This window comes from Hypericibacter adhaerens, from assembly GCF_008728835.1.
GTDB classification, from domain to species: domain Bacteria; phylum Pseudomonadota; class Alphaproteobacteria; order Dongiales; family Dongiaceae; genus Hypericibacter; species Hypericibacter adhaerens.
Window position 1 is genome coordinate 2,620,603 of record NZ_CP042582.1, and the last position, 26,507, is coordinate 2,647,109.

General features: G+C 66.9%; 23 protein-coding genes and 2 tRNA genes. 7 read left to right on the forward strand and 18 right to left on the reverse strand.

The features are described from left to right. Positions 1-59: 59 nt before the first annotated feature. From FRZ61_RS11500 to FRZ61_RS11555, 12 genes are all read right to left on the reverse strand, one after another. Positions 60-332, reverse strand: coding sequence for an HU family DNA-binding protein (locus FRZ61_RS11500; RefSeq protein ID WP_151117692.1), 273 nt, complete (start codon positions 330-332; stop codon positions 60-62). 225 nt (positions 333-557) lie between these two features. Then, positions 558-2,966: an endopeptidase La gene (gene lon, locus FRZ61_RS11505; RefSeq protein WP_151117694.1), complete on the reverse strand. Its 2,409-nt coding sequence runs from the start codon at positions 2,964-2,966 to the stop codon at positions 558-560. 221 nt (positions 2,967-3,187) lie between these two features. Next, the gene (gene clpX / locus FRZ61_RS11510; RefSeq protein WP_151117696.1) at positions 3,188-4,456 is read right to left on the reverse strand and encodes an ATP-dependent Clp protease ATP-binding subunit ClpX; all 1,269 of its coding nucleotides are present in this window, start codon (positions 4,454-4,456) and stop codon (positions 3,188-3,190) included. Positions 4,457-4,656: 200 nt separating this feature from the next. After that, positions 4,657-5,310 carry an ATP-dependent Clp endopeptidase proteolytic subunit ClpP gene (gene clpP / locus FRZ61_RS11515; protein WP_151117698.1) on the reverse strand — a complete coding sequence of 218 codons (654 nt, stop codon included), beginning with the start codon at positions 5,308-5,310 and terminating at the stop codon, positions 4,657-4,659. A 51-nt stretch (positions 5,311-5,361) separates the two neighbouring features. Continuing rightward, complete coding sequence (tig, locus tag FRZ61_RS11520; protein ID WP_191909398.1) at positions 5,362-6,693, reverse strand: trigger factor; 1,332 nt, start codon at positions 6,691-6,693, stop codon at positions 5,362-5,364. A gap of 112 nt (positions 6,694-6,805) precedes the next feature. Then, positions 6,806-6,890 (reverse strand) — tRNA-Leu (locus tag FRZ61_RS11525). A 119-nt stretch (positions 6,891-7,009) separates the two neighbouring features. After that, on the reverse strand, positions 7,010-7,477 hold the full coding sequence (locus tag FRZ61_RS11530) for a GNAT family N-acetyltransferase (protein ID WP_151117702.1): 468 nt from the start codon (positions 7,475-7,477) through the stop codon (positions 7,010-7,012). Positions 7,478-7,489: 12 nt separating this feature from the next. Further along, entirely contained in the window at positions 7,490-8,980 is a 1,491-nt protein-coding gene (locus FRZ61_RS11535) for an NAD(P)H-hydrate dehydratase (RefSeq protein WP_151117704.1), read from the reverse strand. A gap of 11 nt (positions 8,981-8,991) precedes the next feature. After that, the gene (locus tag FRZ61_RS11540) at positions 8,992-9,795 is read right to left on the reverse strand and encodes an HpcH/HpaI aldolase family protein (RefSeq protein ID WP_151117706.1); all 804 of its coding nucleotides are present in this window, start codon (positions 9,793-9,795) and stop codon (positions 8,992-8,994) included. Next, complete coding sequence (locus FRZ61_RS11545) at positions 9,792-11,228, reverse strand: tetratricopeptide repeat protein (protein ID WP_191909399.1); 1,437 nt, start codon at positions 11,226-11,228, stop codon at positions 9,792-9,794. The genes FRZ61_RS11540 and FRZ61_RS11545 overlap by 4 nt, the downstream gene beginning before the upstream one ends. An 80-nt stretch (positions 11,229-11,308) precedes the next feature. Then, entirely contained in the window at positions 11,309-11,719 is a 411-nt protein-coding gene (locus FRZ61_RS11550; RefSeq protein WP_151117711.1) for a nuclear transport factor 2 family protein, read from the reverse strand. A gap of 110 nt (positions 11,720-11,829) precedes the next feature. Then, positions 11,830-11,906 (reverse strand) — tRNA-His (locus tag FRZ61_RS11555). Between the two features lie 284 nt (positions 11,907-12,190). On the opposite strand from FRZ61_RS11555, the gene FRZ61_RS11560 reads away from it, so the two are divergent. After that, complete coding sequence (locus FRZ61_RS11560; protein WP_151117713.1) at positions 12,191-13,372, forward strand: pyridoxal phosphate-dependent aminotransferase; 1,182 nt, start codon at positions 12,191-12,193, stop codon at positions 13,370-13,372. Positions 13,373-13,471: 99 nt separating this feature from the next. On the opposite strand, the gene FRZ61_RS11565 is transcribed toward FRZ61_RS11560, so the two are convergent. Then, positions 13,472-14,347 (reverse strand): Kdo hydroxylase family protein, encoded by an 876-nt coding sequence (locus FRZ61_RS11565; protein WP_151117715.1) that lies wholly within the window; start codon positions 14,345-14,347, stop codon positions 13,472-13,474. Positions 14,348-14,547: 200 nt separating this feature from the next. Here FRZ61_RS11565 and FRZ61_RS11570 point away from each other — a divergent pair, with 200 nt between their 5' ends. Together FRZ61_RS11570 and glnA are read left to right on the forward strand one after the other, a co-directional pair. After that, positions 14,548-14,886, forward strand: a complete 339-nt coding sequence (locus tag FRZ61_RS11570; protein ID WP_151117718.1) for a P-II family nitrogen regulator — start codon at positions 14,548-14,550, stop codon at positions 14,884-14,886. A 118-nt stretch (positions 14,887-15,004) separates the two neighbouring features. Next, entirely contained in the window at positions 15,005-16,414 is a 1,410-nt protein-coding gene (glnA, locus tag FRZ61_RS11575) for a type I glutamate--ammonia ligase (RefSeq protein WP_151117720.1), read from the forward strand. Between the two features lie 115 nt (positions 16,415-16,529). Here the strand turns inward: glnA and FRZ61_RS11580 are convergent, their stop codons facing one another. Together FRZ61_RS11580 and FRZ61_RS11585 are read right to left on the reverse strand one after the other, a co-directional pair. After that, entirely contained in the window at positions 16,530-17,984 is a 1,455-nt protein-coding gene (locus tag FRZ61_RS11580) for a sensor histidine kinase (protein ID WP_151117722.1), read from the reverse strand. Positions 17,985-18,167: 183 nt separating this feature from the next. Continuing rightward, positions 18,168-18,593: an acyl-CoA thioesterase gene (locus FRZ61_RS11585; RefSeq protein ID WP_151117724.1), complete on the reverse strand. Its 426-nt coding sequence runs from the start codon at positions 18,591-18,593 to the stop codon at positions 18,168-18,170. A 141-nt stretch (positions 18,594-18,734) separates the two neighbouring features. On the opposite strand from FRZ61_RS11585, the gene parE reads away from it, so the two are divergent. The 3 genes from parE (at position 18,735) to FRZ61_RS11600 (ending at position 21,949) form a co-directional block, all read left to right on the forward strand. Beyond that, positions 18,735-20,723, forward strand: a complete 1,989-nt coding sequence (gene parE / locus FRZ61_RS11590) for a DNA topoisomerase IV subunit B (protein ID WP_151117727.1) — start codon at positions 18,735-18,737, stop codon at positions 20,721-20,723. Positions 20,724-20,847: 124 nt separating this feature from the next. Continuing rightward, on the forward strand, positions 20,848-21,258 hold the full coding sequence (locus FRZ61_RS11595; protein ID WP_151117729.1) for a hypothetical protein: 411 nt from the start codon (positions 20,848-20,850) through the stop codon (positions 21,256-21,258). Positions 21,259-21,400: 142 nt separating this feature from the next. Next, positions 21,401-21,949: a hypothetical protein gene (locus FRZ61_RS11600; protein ID WP_151117733.1), complete on the forward strand. Its 549-nt coding sequence runs from the start codon at positions 21,401-21,403 to the stop codon at positions 21,947-21,949. Between the two features lie 37 nt (positions 21,950-21,986). Here the strand turns inward: FRZ61_RS11600 and metF are convergent, their stop codons facing one another. The 3 genes from metF to FRZ61_RS11615 form a co-directional block, all read right to left on the reverse strand. Continuing rightward, positions 21,987-22,925 (reverse strand): methylenetetrahydrofolate reductase [NAD(P)H], encoded by a 939-nt coding sequence (gene metF / locus FRZ61_RS11605; protein ID WP_151117736.1) that lies wholly within the window; start codon positions 22,923-22,925, stop codon positions 21,987-21,989. After that, positions 22,922-23,953, reverse strand: coding sequence for an ArsR/SmtB family transcription factor (locus tag FRZ61_RS11610; RefSeq protein ID WP_151117739.1), 1,032 nt, complete (start codon positions 23,951-23,953; stop codon positions 22,922-22,924). Before FRZ61_RS11610 ends, metF begins: the two co-directional genes overlap by 4 nt. 80 nt (positions 23,954-24,033) lie before the next feature. Continuing rightward, a complete protein-coding gene (locus tag FRZ61_RS11615; protein WP_151117742.1) occupies positions 24,034-24,588 on the reverse strand; it encodes a hydrolase in 555 nt (184 codons plus the stop codon). A 201-nt stretch (positions 24,589-24,789) separates the two neighbouring features. Between FRZ61_RS11615 and FRZ61_RS11620 the strand changes: the two genes are divergently transcribed. Continuing rightward, positions 24,790-26,418: a DEAD/DEAH box helicase gene (locus FRZ61_RS11620; protein ID WP_191909400.1), complete on the forward strand. Its 1,629-nt coding sequence runs from the start codon at positions 24,790-24,792 to the stop codon at positions 26,416-26,418. The last annotated feature ends 89 nt before the right edge of the window (positions 26,419-26,507 follow it).

Below are 26,507 nucleotides of genomic sequence, written 5' to 3' on the forward strand. Positions count from 1 at the left end.
GGCCGCCGCGCGGGTCCCGCGCAGGCGGCCGGTGCGAAACCGGTGGGTCGCGCGTCGGATCAGTTGACCGCGTCCTTGAGCGCCTTGCCGGCCTTGAACTTGGGCTGCTTCGACGCCGGGATCTCGATCTTCTCGCCCGTGCGCGGGTTGCGTCCTTCGGACGCGGCGCGCTTCGTGACGACGAAGGTGCCGAAGCCGACGAGCCGGACCTCGGTGCCCTTCTTCAGCGACTTGGTGATGACGTCGAAGACGGCATCGACGGCACGCGCCGCATCACCTTTGGACAAGCCGGTCTCGGTCGAGACATCGGCAATGAGGTCGTTCTTGTTCACCGTGAGTACCCCCTTTATTTCGCATTGAGTTGGGCTGGGCGCCGTTGCTGGCGCGGATGGGAATTCGGCGGATTGGTGCGGGACAGCCGTGGACTCTAGGCCGTCGTTTGCAAACCCGTCAATTGGAGAACCGTGGATATCCCCAGGAAATGGGCGCCCTCAAAAGCATCGGGCGCGCGTTCCTATCATGGCTCGCGCGCCCGTGCCAACCCTCGAATTGTCGCGTCAGTGAGTGACGATGCCGCCGCGGCTTTCTTCCGCATCCTCGGTCGGCAACTTCCGCACCTCGTCGGGTTCGGTCCACTCGATCGGCGTCGGCTCCTTGGTCAACGCGTTGCGCAGAACCTCATCCGCGTTCGACACCGGGATGATCTTAAGCTCGCGTTTAACGTTGTCCGGTATGTCGGCCAAGTCCTTCTCGTTTTCCGATGGGATCATCACGATCTTCGTGCCCGCCCGCAGCGCCGCGAGCAGCTTTTCCTTGAGACCGCCGATCGGAAGCACGCGGCCGCGCAAGGTGATCTCGCCCGTCATGGCGACATCGCGCCGCACCGGGATTCCTGTCAAAACGGACACAATCGACGTGAACATCGCGATGCCGGCGGAAGGACCGTCCTTCGGCGTGGCCCCTTCGGGCACATGCACATGGATGTCCTTCTTCTCGAACAGCGTCGGCTTGATGCCGAATGCGGTCGCCCGCGACTTCACGTAGCTCTCGGCCGCCTGGACGGATTCCTTCATCACGTCGCCCAGCTTGCCGGTCGTGATCACACGACCCTTGCCGGGCAAGGTGACCGCTTCGATCTGCAGGATCTCGCCGCCGACCTCGGTCCAGGCCAGACCCGTGGTGATGCCCACCAGATCCTCGGCCTCGACCTCGCCGTAACGATAGCGGCGCACGCCCGCGTATTTCGCGAGGTTGCGGCGCGAGATCGTCACCTTCTTGAGATTCTTCATCAGAATCTCTTTCACGCTCTTGCGCGCCAGGTTGGCGAGCTCGCGCTCGAGGTTACGCACGCCCGCCTCGCGGGTGTAGTAGCGGATCAGGTCGCGCAGCGCGTCATCCGAGATGGCCCACTCGTTCTTCTTCAGGCCGTGCTCCTTCACCTGCTTCGGCAGCAGGTGGCGCTTGGCGATCTCCACCTTCTCGTCCTCGGTGTAGCCGGGGATGCGGATGACCTCCATGCGGTCGAGCAGCGGCTGCGGCATGCGCAGCGTGTTCGCCGTCGTCACGAACATGACGTCGGAGAGGTCGTAATCCACCTCGAGATAGTGGTCGTTGAAGGTCGAGTTCTGCTCGGGATCGAGGACCTCGAGCAGCGCCGCGGAGGGATCGCCGCGCCAGTCCGCGCCCAGCTTGTCCACCTCGTCGAGGAGGAAGAGCGGGTTCGAGGACTTCGCCTTCTTCATGCCCTGGATCACCTTGCCCGGCATCGAGCCGATATAGGTGCGCCGGTGACCGCGGACCTCGGCCTCGTCGCGCACGCCGCCCAGCGACATGCGCACGAAGTTCCGGCCCGTGGCCTTGGCGATCGACTTGCCGAGCGAGGTCTTGCCCACGCCCGGAGGCCCGACCAGGCAGAGGATCGGCCCCTTGATCTTGTTCATGCGCTGCTGGACCGCGAGATACTCGAGGATGCGCTCCTTGACCTTCTCGAGACCGTAGTGGTCCGAGTTGAGCACCTTCTCGGCCAGCTTGATGTCGCGCTTGACCTTGGTCGGCTTCTTCCACGGAATCGACAGCATCCAGTCGAGGTAGTTGCGCACCACCGTCGCCTCGGCCGACATCGGGCTCATGGAGCGGAGCTTCTTGACCTCCGCCTGGGCCTTCTCGCGCGCTTCCTTGGAGAACTTGGTCTTGGCGATCTTCTCCTCGAGCTCGGCCAGCTCGTCGCGGCCGTCCTCGCCCTCGCCCAGCTCCTTCTGGATCGCCTTCAGCTGCTCGTTCAGATAGTACTCGCGCTGGGTCTTCTCCATCTGGCGCTTGACGCGGCTGCGGATGCGCTTCTCGACCTGCAGCACGCCGATCTCGCTCTCCATGAAGCCATAGACGCGCTCGAGCCGCTGCCCGACGGAGGTGGCCTCCAGCAGGTCCTGCTTCTCGGGGATCTTGAGCGAGAGATGCGAGGCGACCGTGTCCGCGAGCTTGCCCGGCTCCTCGATCTGGTTGATCGAGACCAGCACCTCGGGCGGCACCTTCTTGTTGAGCTTGATGTACTGCTCGAACTGGGACACCACGGTGCGGGCCAGCGCCTCGATCTCCTTGGTGTCGCCGGCCTCTTCCTCGAGCGGCTCGGCGAAAGCCTCGAAGAAGGCTTCGTTCTCGGTGTATTTCAGGATGCGCGCGCGCTTGCCGCCCTCGACCAGCACCTTCACGGTGCCGTCGGGAAGCTTCAGCAGCTGCAGCACGGTGCCGAGCGTGCCGACGCTGTAGATGTCGGCGGTGGTGGGGTCGTCCTGGGCCGCATTCTTCTGGGTGACGAGCAGGATCTGCTTGTCATCCTTCATCACGTCTTCGAGCGCGCGGACCGACTTCTCGCGGCCGACGAACAGCGGAACGATCATGTGCGGGAACACGACAATGTCCCGCAGCGGAAGGACTGGATAGAGAGTGCCGTTCTGGGTTTCGATCATGATTCCTCTTCGGGGGTCACCCGTCGGCCGGGGTGCTTGAGAAGACACCGCCAAGCCTCAAACTATAGCCCGATTCTCACCCTTCAAATGGTGAAAAACCGGCGATCTTCAAGGATGTGCCGGAAAGACGCCGGTGTTTCCGAGGCTTGCCCGAGGGCATGCCAGGCAACCCGGAAACGCATGCGACGGGAAGCGGCCCGCGAGGGTGGCGGGCCCGGGGATCAGGCGCTGCTGCCAACGTCCTCGCGCCGATCCGTGTAGATGTAGAGCGGCTTGGCGTTGCCTTCGACCACTTCGCGGCCGATGACCACGCTCTCGACGCCTTCGCGGCTCGGCATCTCGAACATCGGATCGAGCAGGATGTTCTCCAGGATCGAGCGCAGGCCGCGCGCACCGGTCTTGCGCTGGATCGCGCGGGTGGCCACGCCCTTGAGCGCATCCTCGGTGAACTCGAGGCGGATATCCTCCATCTCGAACAGGCGCTGATACTGCTTCACCAGCGCGTTCTTCGGCTTGGTCAGGATGTCCATCAGCGCCGACTCGTCGAGATCGTCCAGCGTCGCCACCACGGGCAGACGGCCGACGAACTCGGGGATCAGCCCGAACTTCAGGAGATCCTCGGGCTCTACGTCGCGCAGGATCTCGCCGGTCTGGCGCTCGTCGGGGCTGCGCACGTCGGCACCGAAGCCGATCGAGGCACCCTTGTTCGCGCGCTGCGAGATGATCTTCTCCAGGCCGGCGAAGGCGCCGCCGCAGATGAAGAGGATATTGGTGGTGTCGACCTGCAGGAACTCCTGCTGCGGATGCTTGCGCCCGCCCTGCGGGGGCACCGAGGCGATGGTGCCTTCCATGATCTTCAGCAGGGCCTGCTGCACGCCCTCGCCCGACACGTCGCGGGTGATCGAGGGGTTGTCCGACTTGCGGCTGATCTTGTCGACCTCGTCGATATAGACGATGCCGCGCTGCGCGCGCTCGACATTGTAGTCGGCGGCCTGCAGCAGCTTGAGGATGATGTTCTCCACGTCCTCGCCGACATAGCCGGCCTCGGTGAGGGTCGTGGCGTCCGCCATGGTGAAGGGCACGTCGATGATGCGCGCCAGGGTCTGGGCGAGCAGCGTCTTGCCGCAGCCCGTGGGGCCGACCAGCAGGATGTTCGACTTGGCCAGCTCGACGTCGTTCGACTTGCCGGTGTTGGAGAGGCGCTTGTAGTGGTTATGGACCGCGACCGACAGCACGCGCTTGGCGTGGTCCTGCCCGATCACATAGTCGTCCAGCACCTTGCAGATGTCCTGCGGGGTCGGCACGCCGTTGCGCGACTTGACCAGCGTCGTCTTGTGCTCTTCACGGATGATGTCCATGCAGAGCTCGACGCACTCGTCGCAGATGAAGACGGTCGGGCCGGCGATGAGTTTTCGGACCTCATGCTGGCTCTTGCCGCAGAAGGAGCAATAAAGCGTGCTCTTACTATCGCTGCCGCTGGATTTGTTCATAGAGGAACCGCTCGATCCCGATACGCCAACTCAACCTTGGGAAATGTTAGCCGCAGCCTTCGCCGTCACACAACGTCCAAATTCTCAATGGGCGCCGGGGGTTGCGGCATCGCATTCCGGCCTCGCCAGGCCGACTCGCCGAGCCTGGGCCGCAACGGTTCTGGGATAGCACCGGTACGGTCAAGAACTCGTTAATCTCTTCAGGCACTTGCGCCCGAAGTCTCTGATTCGTCAGAAGAAGGCCGCTTGTCGACGACTTCATCGATGAGGCCGAACTCCTTGGCCTTCTCCGGAGTCATGAAATTGTCCCGCTCCATCGACTCTTCAACCTTGTCCAGCGGCTGACCGGTATGCTTGGCGTAGATGGCGTTGAGCCGCGCCTTCACCGCCAGCACCTCGCGGGCATGGATTTCGATGTCGGTGGCCTGGCCCTGATAGCCGCCCGAGGGCTGATGGATCATCACCCGCGCATTGGGCAGGCAGAAGCGCTTGCCCTTGGCGCCCGCGGTGAGCAGCAGCGAGCCCATCGAGGCCGCCATGCCGATGCAGACGGTCGAGACGTCCGAGCGGATGTACTGCATCGTGTCGTACATCGCGAGCCCCGAGGTCACGACGCCGCCGGGCGAGTTGATATAGAGCGCGATGTCCTTCTTCGGGTTCTCGGCCTCGAGGAACAGGAGCTGGGCGCAGACCAGGCTCGAGACCTGGTCGTTCACGGGGCCGACGAGGAAGATGATGCGTTCCTTGAGCAGGCGCGAGTAGATATCGAAGGCGCGCTCGCCCCGGTTGGTCTGCTCGACCACCATGGGCACGAGCAGGTTGGTGTAGGTCTCGACGGGATCGCGGTCGTACATCTGGGTTCGTCCTCTAAGCCCCGACTCGGGGGCACATTCCGACAGCTTGCCTCAACTCTTTGCCGGCTGGTCGTCAAAAGTGACCTCGGCCAGCGGCACCTTGCGCTCGGAGACCTTGGCCTGATCCAGGATGTAGTCCACGACCTTCTCTTCGTAGAGCGGGGCGCGGATCTGGGCCAAGGCTTCGGGCGTGCGCTGGTAATACTCGATCACCTTGCGCTCGTTGCCGGCATAACGGCTGGCCTCGGCCATGATGGCGCGGCCAATCTCGTCGTTGCTCACCTCTATATTGTGTTGCCGTCCCACTTCCGAAAGGAGCAGGCCCAGCTTCACCCGGCGCTCGGCGATCTCCCGGTACTCCTTCTTGAGCTCGTCCTCGCTCTTGCCGGCATCGTCGGGATCGAGGCGGCCCGCCTGGCGGTCGGCCACGATCTGCTGCCAGATCGCATCGAACTCGGTGTCGACCAGGCCCGGCGGCAGGGTGAACTCATGGCCCGCCGCCAGCTTGTCGAGGAGCTGGCGCTTGAGCCGGCCGCGCGACAGCGATCCGGCGTCCCGCTCCAGCCGGCCCTTGATCTGCGTCTTGAGGGCATCGAGGGATTCCAGCCCCACCGACTTGGCCAGCTCGTCATCGACCACCACCGGCTGCGGCTCGCGCAACTCCTTGATGGTGATGTCGAACTTGGCGGGCTTGCCGGCCACTTCCGGGCTCGGGTAGGCCTCGGGGAAGGTCACGTCGATGGTGAAGCTGTCGCCCGGCTGATGGCCGATGATCTGGTCCTCGAAGCCGGGAATGGTGCTGCCGGAGCCGAGCTCCAGATAATGCCCCTCGGCCTTGCCGCCCTGGAACGGCACGTCGTCGATCTTGCCCTCGAAGTCGATCACGACCACGTCGCCCTTCTGGGCGGGGCGCGGCGAAGCCACGGGCTGGCTGCGCTTCTGGCCGGCGGCGAAGCGGTCGAGCGCCTCGGTCACGTCCTTGTCGGTGACCTCGGCGGCCAGCCGCTCGAGCTCGATCGCCTTGAAGTCCATCGGCTTGATCTCGGGCATGAGCTCGATGGCGAGGTTGTACTCCACATCCTCGCCCTCGGCGCCCTTGGTGATCTCGATGCGGGGCTGACCCGCGGCCTTGAGGCCGCGCTCGTTCAGCACCTGGAAGCTCGCATCCTGGACGGTGTCCTGGATCACCTTGCCGCGCACGGAGGTGCCGAAGCGCTGCTTCAGAACCGGCATCGGCACCTTGCCCGGGCGGAAGCCGGGCAGCCGGACCTGGCGGCCATATTCCTGCAGCTCGTTCTCGATCTTCTTCTCGAAGTCCTTGGCCGGAATGACGATCTTGAACTCGCGCTTGAGGCCTTCGTTGGCCGTTTCTGTAACCTGCATCGAACCCTGTCCGTGTCGTCGCTGTCGCTCACGCCGAAGGGATGGTGGCAGGGCCATCCGGGATCAGCGCGAGCAGATGGTCTGAAGGATTTCAGACCCGGTTGCTCTGAAGTGGTGCGGGCGGAGGGACTTGAACCCCCACGACTTGCGTCACCAGATCCTAAGTCTGGCGCGTCTACCAATTCCGCCACGCCCGCTGATGGGAGGCGGGGCGGTTCCGGCCCAATGTGCCACCGCAGGGCGCGGTGTATAGCACAGATAATCCAGCCACAATAGGAAATCGCCGCCGGCCGGAACCCGCGCAAATCCTAGGGATTCAGCGCGAAAACCGGATCCAGGGACCGCTGGGCGCCCAGCCCCATTCGCAGGCGCGCCAGCCGCGGCGCTCGTAGAAGAAACAGGCCTTCCGGTTGCGCTCGTCGCATTTGAGCGAGGCGGATCCCGCGGTCGCGCGCAACGCCTGCTCCAGCAACGCGCTGCCGACGCCTCGGCCGTGAAAGACCGGCTCCACGAAGAGGCTGTGAACGAAACGGTCCGGCATGAAGACCGCGACGAAGCCGGCAATGGCCCATGGCGTCAGCGATGATGCCGGCGCGGGAAGCTCCGCCACCCAGAGCCGTTCGCCCTCGATGGCGCGATCGAAGTCCGAAAGGCGGACAGCATCCGCCGGCTCCCAGGGAAAGGCCACGCGCTGGGCCGCCACGAAGATGCGGGCGCAGGCATCGCGGTCGTGAGGATCGTAACCGCGCAGGCGCGGGCTCGCCGGAGCCGGTCGGATCGCCATCAAGAACGCGTCCTAAGCTTCGAGCTTGGCGAGGATTTTGGGCAGCGCTTCAGGCAGATCCTCAGCAATCAACCCGCGGCCGACCGCGGCCCCGGCGGCCCCGTGAAGCCAGACGGCGGCGGCGGCGGCCTCGAAGGCCGGCATGCCTTGGGCCAGCAGCGTGCCGCAGATCCCGGCCAGCACGTCGCCGGTGCCGGCGCTGGCGAGGTCCGGTGGCGCATTGTCGTTGATGACGGCGCGACCGTCCGGGGCGGCGATGACGCTGTCGGCGCCCTTGAACAGCACGATCCCGCCCAGGCGTGCCGCCGCCGCCCGCGCCCGGGCGAGCTTGCCCTGGTCGGCGGTCAGGTCGGGGAACAGCCGCGCGAACTCTCCGTCATGGGGCGTGACGATCAGGGGGCCCCGGAGTGCTGCTGTCAGCGTCTCGACCTTGCCGGCGAAGCTGGTGAGCCCATCGGCATCGAGGACGCAGGGACGGCCGGTGGCAAGCACCGCCAGCGCCAGATCGCGGGTGCCCTCCCCGACACCGCCGCCCGGCCCGATCACGCAGGCCGAGATGCGCCGGCTGTCCATCAGCCCGGCCAGGCCGCCGGGCTCGGGCAGCGGCAGGGTGATCAGCCCCGGCTGGTCGGCCGCATAGATCGGCAATGTCGCCGGCGGCGCCACCAGGGTCACCATGCCGGCACCCGCGCGCCGCGCCGCCCGTGCCGCCAACCGGCCCGCGCCGGTCATGACGCCGCCGCCGATCACCAGCAGATGGCCGCGCTTGTATTTGTGATCCTCGAGCCGGGGTCTGTGCAGCAGCGCGCGCCAGAGCGCGGGATCGTTGCGGGCGCAGCGCGGCTTGATCTGCGCCAGCACCTCGCGGTGGATGCCGATATCGGCCAGGTGGATCTCGCCCGCCAGCGCGCGGCCGGGCAACAGGAGATGGCCCGGCTTGAGGCGGAAGAAGGTCACGGTCGCGCGGCAGCGCGGCGCCTCCCCCAGCACCCGCCCGCTGTCGCCATCGACCCCGCTCGGCACATCGACGCCGACGCAGTCGAGGTCGAGGCGGTTGATCGCCGCGATGATCTCTTGCGCCGGGCCCTCGGGAGCCCGCGCCAGGCCGGCGCCGAACAACGCATCGATGACGAGCGGGTGCGTCTCGAGCAGCGACGGCGCGACGGCGGCAACCTTGCTGTCCCAGTCGGCGGCGGCCAGCGCCGCGTCGCTGCCTGCCTTCGGTGTGCCGAGAGCCGCGAGCGTCACCGGCCAGCCGGCCGCCTTGAGATGGCGGGCGGCGACATAACCGTCCCCGCCGTTGTTGCCGGGCCCGCACAGCACCAGCACCGGCCGGCGGTTCCAGCGCAGCATCACGAAGCGCGCCACGGCGCGCCCGGCGGCTTCCATGAGCGTGATGCCGGCAATGCCGCCGGCGATCGTGAGCCGGTCGGCCTCGCGCATCTCGTCATTGCTCAGAACCTGGCCGGCATCTTGATCGAAGGGCAAGGGAGCGCCGGTCATGCGAGCGCCTGTCAGGAAGACCGCGAGGACGGCTTGACGCGCTCGATCTGGGCGCGGACGGCCTCGCGCAGGATCGCCAGATCGGCGCTGCCCAGCACCAGTTGATAGCCCTCGGCGAAGAGCCGGTCGGCGGCGCGCGAGGCGGTCGGGATCGTGCCGAGCCAGCATTCCGATTTGCGCACGGCGCCTTCCACCTGCGCGATCGCGGCCTTGGCCTCCGGATGGTCGGGCTGGCCCATATGGCCCAGGCTCGCCGACAGATCGTGCGGCCCGATGAAGCAGAGATCGATGCCGGGCGTGGCCGCGATCGCCTCGGCCTCGGCCACGCCCCGCGCCGTCTCGATCTGGGCGATCACCAGGAGCGCCTCGTTGGCCTCGCGGATATAGTCGGCCGCGTTGACGCCGTAGGCCGAAGCGCGGATCACGGGAACGGCGACGCCGCGATACCCCTCGGGCGGATAGCGGCAGGCCGCGACGAAGGCCCGGGCCTCGGCCGCGCTGTTGATCGCCGGCGCCATGATGCCGTCGACGCCGAGATCGAGCGCCCGCTTGATCCAGACCGGATCCATCGCCGGCACGCGGACGAGCGTCCAGGCGCCGCCGGAGCGGATTGCCGTCGCCATCGCATGCATGGTCTCGATGCCGATCGGGCTGTGCTCGGCATCGATCATGAGGCAGTCATAGCCCGCCGCCGCCATCATCTCGGCCACGCTGGGGCTGCCGGAATTGAGGAAGCTGCCGAAGAGCCGGCCGCCCGCCTTCAGATGCGCCTTCAGGCCGCCGAGCCCTGCCGCCTGCGCGCGGGCGCTCGTCAATTGACGACCACCATGCAGCTGTCGCCGGGCGAGCGCGACATCAGCTCATGGCAGAGGCTCTGCGCGGCGTCGCGGTTGGATAGCGGCCCGCCGAACACGCGATACCAGATTCCGGACTCGTCGCCGAGATCGACCTTCTTGATCAGCAGCTGAAGCTGCCCGAAGAGGTCGGGGAAGGTCGCCTGGAAGCCTTGCCACTTGGCCTTGGCCTCCGCCTCCGTCCGGGTCGAGCTCAGCCAGACGCGCACCGCCGGCCCGGAAGCGGGCTGGTCGGTCGTCGGCACCGCCGCCTGCTGGGTGCTGCCGGGCGCGGCCGGCAGCGTGACACCGGTGCTCGCGGCGGGCGCCGTCGTCGTTGCCGGTGCGGATTGCGTGGGAACGAACGGCTTGGGCGTGGGGTTGAAGGGGTCTTCGTCGGTCGCGCTGGCGCTCGGCACATAGGACTGAGCGGCCGGCGCCGTGGCGCTGTTCGTGGCGGCGGCCGGCGCGGTCGTCGTGCTGGCGGGCGCCGTGGAGGTCGCCGTGACCGCGGTCGTCAGGGGCGATGCCGGCGTCGATGTCGCCGCGGTTGCCGTGGAGGTCCCGGGCGCCACAGTTTCGGCACTCGTCGTCGTTGAAGCCGTGCTTGTGGACGTCGCCTGCTGGGCGGCCGCCATCGCTGCCTGTTCGGCCGCCTGGGCGGCGGCGTCGGCCTCGGCCTGGCGCTCCTTGTCGACCGACGAACCCTGCTGCCAGACCGGCGCATATTTCGTGTGGGCGGCGAGGATATCCTTGTCCAGGGTCGAGAGCCGCTGCTGGGCGGCCGGATTGCCGCCCTGAATGGCGGCCTCGTACCACTTCTTCGCCTCATCGAAGTTCCGCGGCACGCCTCTGCCCGAACGATACATCTCGGCCAGCGCGAACTGCGCATCGGCCGAGCCCTGGGTCGCCGCCTGCCCGAACCACCAGGCGGCGTCGTTGTAGCTCTGCTGCAGCCCGCCATCGCCGCGATAGTAAATCAGCCCGAGATTGTACTCGGCCATGGGGTGGCCGCCCTCGGCCGCGAAGCGCCAGTAGCGGGCCGCCTGCTCCATGCTTTGCGGCACGCCCCGCCCCTGGGCGTACATCAGCGCCAGGTTGTTCTCGGCCGCGGGCAGCCCCTGATCGGCGGCCTTCTGGTACCATTTCACGGCTTCGGCATAGTCGCGCTTCTCGACGCCGGCGCCGATCTCGTAGAGCAGGCCCATCCCGTGCTGGGCCCGGGCATCGCCGCCGTCGGCCAGCGGACGCCACTCCTTCGCCGCCGTGGCGAAGTCGCCCTTGTCGAAGGCCGCGAGCCCCGCCTCGTAGCTTTCCGCCCATGCCGGCGCGGCAACCAGCAATGCCAGCAGCAGGGTCGCGATGAAGCCGGCGGCGCGCAGGCCGTAAGCCCGTGTCGGATATGAGCGAATCATGCGCGGCATGATGCCTGGGCCGGAAACCATGTGCAATGCGACCCTCAACGCCGCGCCGGGTAGCGGGAATTCGCGCCCGTTCAGTTCACCGGCCCGCCGGGCTCGTTGTCATTGTCGCTTTCCGCCGGCGGATCCTGGTTCGTGGGACCCGCCTGGTGATGCACCATCTTCCAGCGGCCGCGCTGGCGGATGAAGCAATTGGTCGCGACCAGGAAGCCGGCGCCGATCACCTCGAAGCAGATGACGATGGCGCTGTCGCCATGCTGAAACACGCGGGGGCTGCGGCAGCTTATGTCCGGGGCGTTCCGGCCGGTCAGGATCGCCCGCCAGCTGGCCAGGACCGTCTCGCGATCGGTCAGCGGCGCCCAGCCGGGATGGATGCAGACCACCGGCGCGTCCTTGGCCCAGAGATCCTCCATGGCGGCGGTGTCGCGATCGGCGAAGGCCCGGTAGAAGGCCTCGTTGGCGAACAGGATGGCGTCGCGATCCATCGCACCCCGTGGCTTCCCGCCATCCGGGCGGTCGCGGGGCCCGCGCTCGTCCGGAAAGCCGTCTGGCGGCAAGCCCGAGAGGGCCGCCAGCGATGTTCAAGGAGAGAAACTGGGGCGAGCGATGGGACTTGAACCCACGACATCCAGATCCACAATCTGGCGCTCTAACCAACTGAGCTACGCCCGCCGCCGCGGCGGTTAAGTAAAGGGTGGCCGCGGTGCCGTCAAGCCGGCCGGCCCGCCGCCTTATGCCGCTTTGCCCGCCGGATGCCCCACCCCGCCCCGGCTTCTCGCAGGTAAGCGAAAAAACGTCGCGGCCAGAAAAGCCTGCTCCTCGCCGTACCGCGATTTAGGCTAGCCAATAACGGCTCCCCACCGGAAAGATGGGTTCCCCCGCCAAGCGCGGTCGGGACCGGTTCCCCGGGGAGCCCAAACATCGCCGCCCACCACCAATCAGGAGATCAGGGGACAATGCTGCAACTCGCCTCGGGCATGAGCCGCCTCGGCACCGAATCCGCCTTCGAAGTGCTGGCCCGCGCCAACGCGCTCGCCGCCGCGGGCAAGAGCATCATCAACCTCGGCATCGGCCAGCCCGACTTCAAGACGCCGGCCCATATCGTCGAGGCCGCGATCAAGGCGCTGAAGGACGGCCATCACGGCTATACCCCGGCCAACGGCATCCCGCAGCTGCGCGAAGCCGTCTCCGCCGATCTCCATCGCCGCCACGGCGTGACGGTCGACCCCGCCCAGGTCGTGGTCGTCCCCGGCGGCAAGGTGACGATGTTCTTCGCCATCCTCATGTTCGGCGAGCCCGGGGCGGAGATCATCTATCCGAACCCCGGCTTCCCGATCTACGAATCCGCGATCAACTTCACCGGCGCCAAGGCGGTGCCGCTGCCGCTCCTGGAGAAGAACGGCTTCGGCTTCTCGGCCGACGATCTGCTCTCGCGCATCACCGACAAGACCCGCCTCATCATCATCAACAGCCCGGCCAACCCGACCGGCGGCGTCACCGCCGACGCCGAAGTCGAGAAGCTGGTGAAGGGCCTCGAGAAGTGGCCCAACGTCGCGATCATGTCGGACGAGATCTACAGCGAGATCCTCTATGAAGGCCGCAAGCATCTGAGCCTGCTGCGCTACGAGCAGCTGCGCGACCGCCTGATCATGCTCGATGGCTGGTCCAAGACCTACGCGATGACCGGCTGGCGCATGGGCTACGCGGTGTGGCCGGGCAAGCTCGCCGAGCTCGCCACGCGGCTCGCCATCAACTGCCATTCCTGCGTCAACGCCTCGGCGCAGTATGCGGGCATCGCCGCGCTCACCGGCCCCAAGGACGATGTCGCCAAAATGTGCAAGGCGTTCGACGAGCGCCGCCGCTTCGTGGTGGATGCGCTCAACAAGCTGCCGGGCGTCTCCTGCGTCGACGCGCTGGGCGCGTTCTACGTGTTCCCGAACGTCAGCAAGCTCGGCATGAGCTCGAAGCAGGTCGAGACCGGCCTCCTCAACGATGCCGGCATCGCCACCATCGCCGGCACCAGCTTCGGCAGCCATGGCGAGGGCTATATCCGCGTCTCCTATGCGAACAGCCTGGAGAACATCGCCGAGGCGATGCGCCGCTTCGGCGACTGGCTGGCCCAGCGCAAGGCGGCCTGAGTTCAAGCCAACCGACGGCCGGCGAGACCTTCCAGCACCCGGAGCGGCGACCGACCGCCGGCTATGCCGGCAATCCGTTGAAACTGAGCGAAGCCCGCTCTACGTCAGACGGCGCCCCGCAAGACTCTCCAGCACCCTGAGCGGGCTTCGCTCGGGGTGTTTCATTTGCTCGACATCCAGGTGGAAGGTCTGCTCCAGCGCATAGCGGCCCGCGAGCGCCGCATGCGGGCGCTGGTCCGTGAAGACGATCCAGGTCGCGCCCGCCGGGAAGTCGATTTCCTCGATCACGCCCTCGCGCTGATAGCCGTCGTCGCGCTTCATCGCGTCATGAAGCTGCAGCATGTAGTGGTCATAGTCGCGCCGTCGGCCCTTGGTGAGACCGAGCCACGCATGGAGCAAGGCGCTGCCGGGCCGCGGCTTCGGCAGGCGCGGGTAGAATTGCGGTGCGGTCGATGCGAAGGGGCCGCCGATGCGCCAGCGCCGCGCCTGGCCCGCAGGATTGACGTTGCTGAAGACCCGCAGGATGCGCCGGCCCGCCGTGGGCCGCGAGGGGAACGCGTCGACATGCAACCGGGTGTCGTCCTGGCGCGGCGAGCTCGACCGACCCGCGATCTCCACCGGCCGGAAGCTGGTGCGTGCCGTCTCGATCCGGCCGCGATAGAGCGGAATGGCCGCCTCGACCAGGCGCCGGCTCGCCTCGGCATAGCGTGCCATCAGCCGCGTCAGGCCCGTCGCGTCCTCGCCCTCGGCCTTGGTGCCGCCGAGCGACCGCCGCGCGGCCTCGTAGCTGATGTTCTTGGCCGCCGCCGACCAGCCCTCGACGAAGAAGCGGCCTTCCGACGGCTCGATGGCGAAGCGGAGGTCCGGAAAGAGCAGGATCCCGCCGGCCTCCAGCGCCTCCAGCGCCCGTGCCTGCCCCGCCTCATCGAGCGTGGGCGGCCAGGCCGTTCCGGGGAAACGTTCGAGACTGGACATGACCATTGTCACGCTTGCGTAATCGCCCTGCAAATCCCTGCCTATTTCTAAGCCGATATGCCTAAAAAACAGGCATCGAATTTGAAGGTCTTAAAAATACCCTAAGAAAACCAATGCCCCGCTGGCTGGCACACGCCGTGCTATCTGGCGCGCGAGAGCCGCTATCCAGCAGCTCGGCACAAGCCCAGGACGTGCAACTCATGAAGAAGATCGAAGCCATCATCAAGCCCTTCAAGCTCGACGACGTGAAGGACGCCCTGCATGAAGTGGGGATCAAGGGAATTACCGTGACCGAAGCCAAGGGCTTCGGCCGGCAAAAGGGCCATACCGAGCTCTATCGCGGCGCGGAGTATGTGGTCGATTTCCTGCCCAAGGTGAAGATCGAGGTGGTGCTCGAAGACACGCTCGTCGAGCGCGCCGTCGAAGCCATCCAGCAGGCGGCTCGCACGGGGCGCATCGGCGACGGCAAGATCTTCGTCTCGACCATCGACGAGGTCATCCGCATCCGCACCGGCGAGCGCGGGGCGGACGCCATCTGACGGCCCTATCCAACCATCCGACACGACAGCGACTTTCGAGACGATGACGCACTGACCGACCCAGACCATCCAGACCCACGAAACAATACGAACCCACAGACCCAGGGAAGACGCACACATGTCCGATCCGAAAAAGCTCCTCGCGCTGATCAAGGAGCATGACGTCAAATATGTCGATTTCCGCTTCACCGACCCGCGCGGCAAGTGGCATCACCTCGCTCAGGCGGTCGTCACCGTCGACGAGGATATGCTGACCGAGGGCGTGATGTTCGACGGCTCCTCGATCGCCGGCTGGAAGGCCATCAACGAGTCCGACATGATCCTGATGCCGGACTGCGACACCGCGGTGCTGGATCCGTTCGCGGCCCAGACCTCGCTGGTCGTGTTCTGCGACATCGTGGAGCCGCTCACCGGCCAGAACTACGGCCGCGACCCGCGCTCGATCGCCAAGGCGGCCGAGACCTACCTCAAGAGCACCGGCATCGGCGACACCGCCTTCATGGGCCCCGAGGCCGAGTTCTTCGTGTTCGACGACATGCGGTACGAAGTCTCGATGAACCGCACCTTCGTCGAGTTCTCCTCCGACGAGGGCCCCTATGTCAGCGGGCGCAAGATGGAGGAAGGCAATCACGGTCACCGTCCGGGCATCAAGGGCGGCTACTTCCCGGTGGCGCCGCTCGACAGCGGCGGCGACCTGCGCGCCGAGATGCTCTCCACCATCGCCGAGATGGGCGTTGCGGTCGAGAAGCATCACCACGAGGTGGCGCCGAGCCAGCACGAGCTGGGCATCAAGTTCAACACGCTGACCAAGATCGCCGACGGGATGCAGATCTACAAATACTGCGTCCACAACGTCGCGCATTCCTACGGCAAGACGGCGACCTTCATGCCGAAGCCGGTGAAGGGCGACAACGGCTCGGGCATGCATGTCCATCAGTCGATCTGGAAGAACGGCCAGCCGCTGTTCGCCGGCAACGGCTATGCGGACCTGTCGGAGACCGCGCTCTACTACATCGGCGGCATCATCAAGCACGCCAAGGCCATCAACGCCTTCACCAACCCGCTCACCAACAGCTACAAGCGCCTGGTGCCGGGTTTCGAGGCGCCGGTGCTCCTGGCCTACTCCTCGCGCAACCGCTCGGCTTCCTGCCGCATCCCGTTCGTCGCGAACCCGAAGGGCAAGCGCGTCGAGGTGCGGTTCCCGGATCCGGGCGCCAATCCCTACCTCGCCTACTCGGCCATGCTGATGGCGGGCATCGACGGCATCGTGAACAAGATCCATCCGGGCGACCCGATGGACAAGAACCTCTACGACCTGCCGCCGGAAGAGCTGAAGAACGTCCCCACCGTCTGCGGCTCGCTGCGCGAGGCGCTCGAGAGCCTGCAGAAGGACAACGCGTTCCTGAAGAAGGGCGACGTCTTCACCGACGACTTCATCAACGCCTATCTCGAGCTGCGGTGGGAAGAGGTGCACGACTTCGAGATGACCCCGCACCCGCTCGAGTACAAGCTCTACTACTCCGTCTAACGGCCTTCCCTGGTGCGGCGCCACAAACGCCGCGTGTCGAGGCCGTTACCCTGGGCCGCCTTCGCAAGATCCGCGAAGGCGGCCTCTTTCTTTGGGCGGCGGGACGGGAAGACGATCAGGCGGCGGCGACACCGGCCGAAACGGCCGGGCTGTTGGCCGCGGTGCGGTCGGGAATCTGGACGCGGACGGCGGTGCCCGCCGCCTTCTCGCTCTCGATCGTCAGGTCGCCGCCGAGAATCTGGGCGAGGCGCCGCGACAGCGGCAGGCCGATGCCGGTGCCTTCGTATTTCCGGCTGAGGGAGCTGTCGACCTGCCCGAACGGCGAAAGCGCGATCGGGATCTCTTCCGCCGTCATGCCGATGCCGCTGTCGCGCACCGAGATCTCGACGCGGTCTAGCAGGCGCTGGGCGCTCATGACCACCCGGCCCTCGGGGGGCGTGAACTTGATCGCGTTGGACAGCAGGTTCAGCAGGATCTGCTGGATCTTGCGCTCGTCGCTGGTGAAGCGGATGGAGGCGCTTTCGACCTCGAGCTGCACGCGGGCGCGGATCGCCTGCTCCTGCATGATGCGGCGCACGCGATCCAGGACCTCCGCGACATCGAACTCGGTCCGTTCGACCTGCATCTTCCCCGCCTCGGCCTTGGTGAGGTCGAGGATGTCGTTGATGACCCGGCCGAGATGGGTGGCGGCCGTCCAGATGTCGTCGAGATAGCCCTTATAGACCGGGGGCTGCACCGGCCCCATCACCCCGTTCTTGATGACCTCGGCGAAGCCGATGATGGCGTTGAGCGGCGTGCGCAGCTCGTGGCTCATATTGGCCAGGAATTCCGACTTCGCCTGGCTGGCGGCCTCGGCGCGCGCGGCGGCGGCCGAGAGCTTGAGCTCCCGCTCATGCGCGCGCTGCACCGCCTGGTCGCTGCGATAGACGATCAGGACCAGGCCCAGATAGATCAGCAGCTGCACCACCCCCAGCACGAGGGCGGCGAAGAGCTCGTCGCGATCGATCGCGGTCACCAGATCGGTGACGTCGTCATAGACCTCCATGACGGCCTCGACTTCGGTCTGGCTGCCCGGCGCGAAGAGAGGGAGATAGGTGGAGACGACGTTGCGATCGGTCACGACGCCGTCGAAGGACAGCATCTGGTCCTTGCGCTCGATCTCGTTGGCGACGCCGCCGCGCTTCGCTTCCTCGAAGCCCTCGTTGTGCTTGCGGATGCCGATCTCCTTGCGGTCGGTCGAATAGACCGTGAGACCGTCCCGGTCGTAGATCTTGACCTTGGCGATGGAGGAGCCCTGCATCAGCCCCTTGATGCGCTGCCCCAGAGCCTCGACCTCGGCGGCGTTGCGCAGCGCTTCGGGATCGGAGAGGCCGGCCCCGGCGACATAGCTGCGGAAATCGCCCCAGGCCGCGTTGGCGAAGACCTTCGTGAGGGCCACGTTCTGCCGCTCGGCCATCGCCTCGAGCCGTTCCAGCGAGGCGCTGCGATGAATGAGGCCGAGCACGGCGCCCGCGATCAGCAGGATGCATCCGCTGATGACCGCGAACCGGAATGTCTGACGTTTGACCAAGGCGAAGTCGCTCCCGACCTTCGGCCCAGTTTCGGAACGAAGCTGGTTCGTGCCGATGATCCTGGCAGCAGTCTGAGCGCGAGGTATGGAGGAACCCTTAACCAACGGGTAAGGGTATAGCGCAAGGGGCGGCCATTATTCCCCGCGCCGACAATGTCCTAGCCGGCTATTCCCGGGTTTCCGCTATTCCTGCGGCACCGGCCGCGGCCGGCCGGTCTCGTCGATCGCCACATAGGTGAAGCGGGCCTGGGTGACCTTTTCGGCCTTGCCGGAATGGCGGCGCTGCACCCAGCTTTCGATATCGATCGTCATGGAGGTCCGGCCGATCCTCACGATGGTCGCGTAGCAGCTCAGGAGGTCGCCGATCATGACAGGGCGATGAAACTCCATCGCGTCGACCGCCACGGTGACCACGCGCCCGCGGGCGCGGCGGATCGCCGCGACCCCGCCGGCGATGTCCATCTGGGCCATCAGCCAGCCGCCGAAGATGTCGCCATTGGCATTGGCGTCCGCCGGCATGGCCAGCGTGCGGATCGCCGGATCGCGCTCCGGAAGCCCGTCGCTCGGGCCGGACGCCGCCGGGGAATCGGGGGGGCGAGTCTCGCTCATGATGGGCCGCAGTCTGGCCTTTCGCGGCCGTGGCTGTCGAGGGCGCGCATCGTCAAATTCCGCAGCATCTAGTGGGGGATACCGGTTCTGTCCCCAGCATCTTGCTTGTGCCGCCCCCCGCCCTTCCTATAATCCGCCGCCATGAACGATCTCTTCTCGAACGGGCCGCGCGGCAAGGCGGCCGACTATACCGCCAAGGATATCGAGGTCCTGGAGGGGCTTGAGCCTGTCCGCAAGCGCCCCGGCATGTATATCGGCGGCACGGACGAGCGCGCGCTCCATCATCTCGCGGCCGAGGTGCTCGACAACGCGATGGACGAGGCGGTCGCGGGCTATGCGAGCCGGATCCAGGTCGAGCTCGGCGCCGGCGACATCGTCACCATCACCGACAATGGCCGCGGGATCCCCATCGACCCGCATCCGAAGTTCAAGAACAAGTCCGCCCTCGAAGTGATCCTCACCATGCTGCATTCGGGCGGCAAGTTCTCGGGCAAGGCCTACACCACCTCGGGCGGCCTGCATGGCGTCGGCGTCTCGGTCGTCAATGCGCTCTCGGACAAGCTCACCGTCGAGGTCGCGCGCGACAAGCAGGTCTATGCCCAGAGCTACGAGCGCGGCGTCCCGGTCACCAAGCTGAAGAAGACCGGCGAGACCTCCAACCGCCGCGGCACGACGGTCACCTTCCATCCCGATCCGAAGATCTTCGGCACGGGCGTGCATTTCCGCCCCGAGCGGCTCTACCGGATGGCCCGCTCCAAGGCCTATCTCTTCCGCGGCGTCGAGATCCTCTGGCGCTGCGATCCGAGCCTCATCAAGGGCGACGACAAGACCCCCGCCGAGGAGACCTTCCACTTCCCCGGCGGCCTCGCCGACTTCCTCGCCTCGACGCTCGAAGGCCGCCAGACCGTGACAGCGACGCCCTTCGTCGGCCGCGCCGAGTTCCCCGACCAGCAGGGCCGGGTCGAATGGGCCATGGCCTGGCCGGTCGACCAGGAGCCCTATTTCAGCGCCTACTGCAACACGGTGCCGACGCCCGAGGGCGGCACGCACGAGGCCGGCATGCGCTCCGGCCTCACCCGCTCGCTCAAGGCCTATGGCGATCTGGTCGGCAACCGCAAGGCCGCGCAGATCACGGCCGAGGATCTCTGCGGGAATGCCGTCTCGCTGCTCTCGATCTTCATCCGCGAGCCGCAGTTCCAGGGCCAGACCAAGGAGAAGCTGGCCTCGGTCGAGGCGCAGAAGCTGGTCGACGCCTCGCTCAAGGACCATTTCGACCATTGGCTGTCGGACGACCCGAACCGCGCACGCGATCTCCTCGACTACATGGTGGAGCGCGCCGAGGAACGGTTGCGCAAGCGCCAGGACAAGGAGCTCAGCCGCAAGACCGCGACCCGCAAGCTCAGGCTGCCCGGCAAGCTCACCGACTGCAGCCGCGACGCGGCCGACGGCACCGAACTCTTCCTGGTCGAGGGCGATTCCGCCGGCGGCTCGGCCAAGCAGGCACGCAGCCGCGAGACCCAGGCGGTCCTCCCCTTGCGCGGCAAGATCCTCAACGTCGCCAGCGCCTCGGCCGACAAGCTCTCCCAGAACCAGGAGCTGATCGACCTGATCCAGGCGCTGGGCTGCGGCACGCGCGACAAGTTCGATGTCAAGAAGCTGCGCTACGAGCGCATCATCATCATGACCGATGCCGACGTGGACGGCGCCCACATCGCCTCGCTGCTGATGACCTTCTTCTATCGCGAGATGCCGGGACTGATCGAGAAGGGCCATCTCTATCTGGCCCAGCCGCCGCTCTACCGCCTGACCCAGGGCGGAACCTCGGTCTACGCGCGCGACGACCGGCACAAGGACGAGCTGATCGAGACCGCCTTCAAGGGCCGCGGCAAGGTCGAGATCAGCCGCTTCAAGGGCCTGGGCGAGATGCCGGCGCAGCAGCTCAAGGAGACCACCATGGATCCGGCCCGGCGCACGCTGCTGCGCGTCGCGGTCCCCGACCGCTATGGCGAGGACCGCGAGAGTGCCCGCGACACCGCCGACCTGATCGAGCGCCTGATGGGCCGCAAGCCCGAGCTGCGCTTCCAATTCATCCAGGAAAACGCGTCCAAGGTGCAGGAACTGGACGTCTAGGGCGTTTCCCGGTTAAGTTGCGTCTGGGAAACTTGCCGGTTTCCTTTGTCGGGTTGCGTTGCTTCGGCGAGCCGATGCCTGCACCCGCATTGGGTCCACAACCTGGTGGCTTCGCGGTAATCGCATGTCGCGACGGCAGCGCTTGTTCGGCCTCGTCATGATCCTCGCCTGCCTGGCGGGTGCGGCCGCGCGCGCCGAGGTCACGCGCAGCAGCCTGCGCGACGTGTCGCTGACGATCATGGCGCTCTACAATGCCGGCGACGGCATCGGCCTCTATGCACGGCTGAGCGAGCCGCTGGCGCTGCGCTACTCGGCGGCGACCCTGACCGAGACCCTGTCCGAATGCCGCGAACGCCTCGGCTCGCTCACCCGTCTCAGCCTGCCCGTGGCCAGCAACGCCACCTCGGGGATGTTCGCGGCCTATTTCGAGACCGGCACGCGAGACATGTATCTCGAGCTCGACGAGCAGGGCCTGATCAGGCTGGTCAGCTTCGCCGGCGCGGAGGATAATTGCAGCCTGGTTCAGCCTGAATAGGGCAATCTTGTCCGTCCCCCGGGCCCGACCCATATCTCAGGAACAGGCCGCCCGGCGGTGGCGGCATTTCCTCGTCCGAGGTTTCATCATGGCGTCCCTCTCCGTCCCTCCCTCCATCGCCCGCCGATCGAGGGCGGGCCTGTTGACGGCGGCGCTCGCCTTTGCGGGCCTGGCCGGCTGCGCGCAGAACGGCGTGATCTACAACTCGCAGAAATACCTCTCCGGCACGATGCTCTACGTGAATCATGCCGCCGGCTCGCTCATGCCGACCGTCATTCGCGGCAATCCTTCCTCGCTGCCCAAGGCCGACTTCGATCAGATCGTGCGCGACCACATGAAGGGCGCCAATTTCGGCGCACCCATCACCTTCGTGCCCGGCCCCGACAACCCGCCCTTCCCCGACCAGCGGGTCGTGCTGATCTTCAACGGGCCGATCGTGGGCCAGAAGGATCTCTGCTTGAACTCGATCTCGGGCGGCGGCGGCCCGGCCCAGGACGGCCGGATCGAGCTCGTGGCCGCCTTCTGCAGCGGCGACCGGCCGGTCTCGGCCCTCGAGGGCGGGATCGGCGGCATCACCGATCCGAACGACCCGCGTCTTCGGAGCTTCCTGCGCATGGTCGGCACGACGCTGTTCAATCCGAACAACCCGGACGACCGGCCTGACAACAGCCCCGAGCCGCCGGTTCCCTGAGCCCGGGGAGAAGCGGCTTCGAACCTCGACGCTTGGCCTAAGCCGAGGTCGATGCCGTCTGGCTGGCGGTCTCCTCGCCCTGGCAGCGATGCCGCCGTCTGGCGGCACCCGACCGCAAGCCCAGCATATGGCAGATCGCGAGGGTCAGCTCGGCGCGGTTGAGGGTGTAGATATGGAAATCGGTCACGCCCTGCGCGCGCAGCTTCAGGCACAGATCGACCGCGACCGTCGCCGCGATCAGCTCGCGCGTCGCCGGATCCTCGTCCAGTCCCTCGAAGGTGCGCGCGAGCCAGCCCGGGATCGAGGCGCCGCAGCGCCGGGCGAATTCCTGCACGGTCTTGAAGTTGGTGACCGGGAGAATGCCGGGCACGATCGGCGCCGTGATGCCCGCCGCCCGCGCCCGGTCCATGAAGCGCAGATAGGTCTCCGGCTCGAAGAAGAACTGCGTGATGGCACGGCGCGCGCCGGCATCGAGCTTGCGCTTGAGATTGTCGAGATCGGCCTCGAGCGACGCGCTCTCGGGATGGCCCTCGGGATAGGCCGCGACCGAGATGTCGAAATCCTCGATCCTCATCAGGCCCGCAACCAGGTCGGCCGCGTCGCGATAGCCGTCCGGATGCGGCTGGTAGCGGCCATCCTGCACCGGCGGATCGCCGCGCAAGGCGACGATGCGCGCGATGCCCGCGGCCGCGTAATCGCGCGCCACCTCGTCCACTTCGGCGCGCGTCTTGCCGACGCAGGTCAGGTGGCCCGCCACCGCCAGATCGGTGCGCTGCGCCAGGCGGCGCAGGGTGGCGAGCGTGCGATCCTGGGTCGAGCCGCCGGCGCCATAGGTCACCGAGACGAAATCGGGCTGCAGCGCACTCAAGCGCTCGATGGTGTGCCAGAGCGCGCCTTCGTTCTCCCGCGTCTTGGGCGGGAAGAACTCGAACGAGACCTTGATGCGGTCCGAGATGTGGGTGGGAGCGCCGATCATCGGGTCCGTTCCTTCCTGTTGCGGCCGGTGGTCCTGCTGCCGTCCTGATCCGCGTTGGCCCTGTCGGCCTGGGATCGGATATCGACGGTCTGCCGGGCGAGCCAGAGCATCACCGTCAGCCGCTCGCCGCCCTTGCCGGGCTTGGGCTGCAGCGAACGCGAGGCCTCGAGCTTGAGCCCCGCGTCGCGGCACCAGGAGGCGATTTCGTCCTGGGTGAAGCCCAGGCGGCGGTGCGCGTGCTCGTCGCGCAGGAACTCGAGATTGTGCGGGGCGAAGTCGACGATCAGCAGCCGACCGTTCGGGCGCAAGAGCCTTGCCGCCTCCAGCAACGCGGCCGCGGGGTCGTCCAGATAATGCAGGACCAGATGCAGCGTCACGAGATCGGCCGAGGCGCTCTCGAGCGGCAGCGCGTAGAGATCGCCCTGGCGGACCTGGACATGGCGGAGCTCCGGCCGGTCGAGGCTGTGGCGCGCGATCGCGAGCATCTCGCGACTGAGATCGACGCCGATGCCGCTCTTCGCGCGCGGCGCCAAGAGCTCCAGCACGCGGCCCGTACCGGTGCCGAGATCGACGAGATCCCCTTCCACTTCCGGGCCCAGCAGGTCGAGGATCGCCGCTTCGACCTCCTTCTCGGGAATATGCAGCGCGCGGATCTGGTTCCACTCCGAGGCGCGGCCGCGGAAATAGGCGGCCGCCGTCTCGGCGCGTTGCTCGCGCACCACCGCCAGGCGCTCGAGATCGCGCGCCAGGGTCGGATCGTCCGAACGCAGCCGCTCGGTAAGGAAGCGGACCAGGGCGCCGCCGGGCCCCTTCTCGGCCGGCCGGAAGAACACCCAGCTCCCCTCCTGGAAGCGGTTGAGGAGGCCGGCGGCGACGAGGAGCTTCAGGTGGCGGCTGAGCCGCGGCTGGCTCTGCCCCAGCACCTGGGTGAGCTCGGTCACGGTCAGCTCGGCCCGGGCCAGGACGGCCAGGAGCCGCAGTCGGGTCGGATCCCCCGCGGCACGCAAGGGGGCAAGAAGCTGTTCCATGGCGGCGCTCCCGATTGGCAAGCGCCATGATGATATAAAAATATCCTTATGTCATTATGAATGTTCCGAAGGCGCGAAATTCAGCGAATCAGGGCCGACAACTCCTTGAATTCAGGCGTTCCCGCCTGGCCCAGCCACTCGAACAGCATCATCTCGGTGGTGACGATCTCGACCCCGTCGCGCGCCATCCGGTCGAGCGCTAGCTGCCGGCTCTCGGGCCTGCGGGAAGCGACCGCGTCGGCCACCACGAACGGGGCGAGGCCCAGCTGCGGCAACCCCAAGGCCGTCTGCAGCACGCAGACATGGGCCTCCACACCCAGGATCACGGCCTGGTCGCGCCCCTGCTCCGCCAAGGCAAGGAGCTCGGCCTTGAGACCGGGATCGTCGGCGCAGGAGAAATGGGTCTTGGGCAGCGGGCTGACCTCGTTGCCGAGGAGACCGCGCAAGGCCGGATCGGTGGGACCCAGCCCTTTCGGGTATTGCTCGGAGACCAGGATCGGCAGGTCGAGACGTTTCGCCGCACGAATCAGGATGCCGGCCTGATGCAACAGCGGTTCGAGACCGGCCATGGCCGGTAGCAGCCGTTCCTGCATGTCGATGATGAGAAGGCAGGCGCGTTCGCGTTGCACCAGCATGGTAAATTCGGCTCCAGGCAAGGATTCCTTTGCGAATTCCGCGGCAGGTTACGGCATCGCCGGCCCGGGGCAAAGCCGCGCAGTCAGGGGCAAACGCTTGACTTTCCGCGGGAATTGCCTACTTATCCGGCAGCTTTGCGGCGAACTTTCGGGCCCTTCGCCGATTCCAGAGATCCCGTTCAGGCCCGCTTTCGGAAGCTAATGAGTTTTGACGACCTTGGGCTCAGCCCAGAAGTTTTGCGCGCCATTGCCGAAGTCGGCTATCGCGAACCCACCCCCATCCAGGCGCAGGCCATTCCCATCGTGCAGATGGGCCGAGACGTCCTCGGTTGCGCCCAGACCGGCACCGGCAAGACGGCCTCCTTCACCCTGCCGATGATCGACATCCTCGCGAGCGGCCGAGCCCGCGCGCGGATGCCCCGGTCTCTCATCCTCGAGCCGACGCGCGAGCTGGCCGCGCAGGTCGCCGAGAACTTCGACCTCTACGGCAAGTATCACAAGCTCTCCCAGGCGCTGCTGATCGGCGGCGAATCCTTCGCCGACCAGGAGAAGAAGCTCGATCGCGGCGTCGATGTGCTGATCGCCACGCCGGGCCGTCTCATCGACCTGTTCGAGCGCGGCAAGATCCTGATGAGCGACGTGAAGATCCTCGTCATCGACGAGGCCGATCGCATGCTGGACATGGGCTTCATCCCCGATGTCGAGCGCATCGTCTCGCTGCTGCCGAAGATCCGCCAGACCCTCTTCTTCTCGGCGACCATGCCGCCGGAGATCAAGCGCCTCGCCGACGCCTTCCTGATGAACCCCAAGGAAATCTCCGTCGCTCCGCCCGCCTCGCCGGCGGCGACCGTGACCCAGGGCCTTGTGGTCGTCCAGGACGAGGACAAGCGCGAGGCACTGCGCCGGCTGCTGCGCGCCGAGCCGGTGAAGAACGCCCTCATCTTCTGCAACCGCAAGAAGGACGTGGACATCCTCTATCGCTCGCTGACGAAGCATGGCTTCAATGCCGGCCAGCTTCATGGCGACATGTCCCAGCCCAAGCGCACCGAGACGCTGGAGAAGTTCAAGAACGACGAGATCACGCTCCTGGTCTGCTCCGACGTTGCCGCGCGCGGCATCGACATCCAGGGCCTGAGCCACGTCTTCAATTTCGATGTGCCGATCCACGCCGAGGACTACATCCATCGCATCGGCCGCACCGGACGTGCCGGCCGCGAGGGCCGCGCCTTCACCATCGCGTCGCCCTATGACGGCCGCTTCGTCGAGGCGATCGAGAAGCTGATCGGCAAGCCCATCCCGCGCATCGAGATCGAGGGCTTCGACGCCGTCGGGTTCGAGCCGGACGCCGAAGGCGGTCGCCGCCGTGGGCGTCGCCCCGCCCGCGGCACGGGCCGCGGCGAGAGCGAACGGCGCGGTGGCCGCGGCGGTCGTGGTCGCGGCGAGCGCAGCCGTCGCGAGCGGGCGCCCGAGGATGAGAATGTGATTGCAGCGGCCGCACCGGCCGCCGCCGAGCCGGCGGTCGTCGAGGAACGGCCCGTGGCCGCGGAACCGACGGAGCGTCCTGCCCGTGCGGAGCGGGCGGATCGCGAGGAACGCGCCGGCCGCAACCGCCGCCCGCGCCATTCCGCTGGCGAGGAGCGCCGCTCCAAGCCGGAGCCGATCCGCCATGACGGCTCGCATATGGATGCCTCGCGCAGCGAACGCCGCGCCGAGGAAGAGGACGACGCGCCGGTGCTCGCCTTCGGCGACCACATGCCGGCCTTCCTGCGCCACCCCGTGAAGCGGCCCGCGAGCCGCAGCGAGAGCGACGAGGAACGCGACGTCGCCTGACGGCGGCGCTCCTGTCGCCCCGAGATCGGATCAGGCCCCTTTCGGCACCCGCCGGAAGGGGCCTTTCTCTTTGCGCGGTGGCGCGGCAT

Coding starts and splice junctions, on each gene's coding strand:
- FRZ61_RS11615 (WP_151117742.1), bottom strand. CDS start 24,588: ATGCTGGTGCAACGCGAACGCGCCTGCCTTCTCATCATCGACATGCAG.
- FRZ61_RS11595 (WP_151117729.1), top strand. CDS start 20,848: ATGTCGCGACGGCAGCGCTTGTTCGGCCTCGTCATGATCCTCGCCTGC.
- FRZ61_RS11560 (WP_151117713.1), top strand. CDS start 12,191: ATGCTGCAACTCGCCTCGGGCATGAGCCGCCTCGGCACCGAATCCGCC.
- FRZ61_RS11585 (WP_151117724.1), bottom strand. CDS start 18,593: ATGAGCGAGACTCGCCCCCCCGATTCCCCGGCGGCGTCCGGCCCGAGC.
- parE (WP_151117727.1), top strand. CDS start 18,735: ATGAACGATCTCTTCTCGAACGGGCCGCGCGGCAAGGCGGCCGACTAT.
- lon (WP_151117694.1), bottom strand. CDS start 2,966: ATGATCGAAACCCAGAACGGCACTCTCTATCCAGTCCTTCCGCTGCGG.
- FRZ61_RS11545 (WP_191909399.1), bottom strand. CDS start 11,228: ATGATTCGCTCATATCCGACACGGGCTTACGGCCTGCGCGCCGCCGGC.
- FRZ61_RS11565 (WP_151117715.1), bottom strand. CDS start 14,347: ATGTCCAGTCTCGAACGTTTCCCCGGAACGGCCTGGCCGCCCACGCTC.
- FRZ61_RS11610 (WP_151117739.1), bottom strand. CDS start 23,953: ATGGAACAGCTTCTTGCCCCCTTGCGTGCCGCGGGGGATCCGACCCGA.
- FRZ61_RS11535 (WP_151117704.1), bottom strand. CDS start 8,980: ATGACCGGCGCTCCCTTGCCCTTCGATCAAGATGCCGGCCAGGTTCTG.
- metF (WP_151117736.1), bottom strand. CDS start 22,925: ATGATCGGCGCTCCCACCCACATCTCGGACCGCATCAAGGTCTCGTTC.
- FRZ61_RS11570 (WP_151117718.1), top strand. CDS start 14,548: ATGAAGAAGATCGAAGCCATCATCAAGCCCTTCAAGCTCGACGACGTG.
- glnA (WP_151117720.1), top strand. CDS start 15,005: ATGTCCGATCCGAAAAAGCTCCTCGCGCTGATCAAGGAGCATGACGTC.
- FRZ61_RS11620 (WP_191909400.1), top strand. CDS start 24,790: ATGAGTTTTGACGACCTTGGGCTCAGCCCAGAAGTTTTGCGCGCCATT.
- FRZ61_RS11530 (WP_151117702.1), bottom strand. CDS start 7,477: ATGGCGATCCGACCGGCTCCGGCGAGCCCGCGCCTGCGCGGTTACGAT.
- clpX (WP_151117696.1), bottom strand. CDS start 4,456: ATGAACAAATCCAGCGGCAGCGATAGTAAGAGCACGCTTTATTGCTCC.
- clpP (WP_151117698.1), bottom strand. CDS start 5,310: ATGTACGACCGCGATCCCGTCGAGACCTACACCAACCTGCTCGTGCCC.
- tig (WP_191909398.1), bottom strand. CDS start 6,693: ATGCAGGTTACAGAAACGGCCAACGAAGGCCTCAAGCGCGAGTTCAAG.
- FRZ61_RS11550 (WP_151117711.1), bottom strand. CDS start 11,719: ATGGATCGCGACGCCATCCTGTTCGCCAACGAGGCCTTCTACCGGGCC.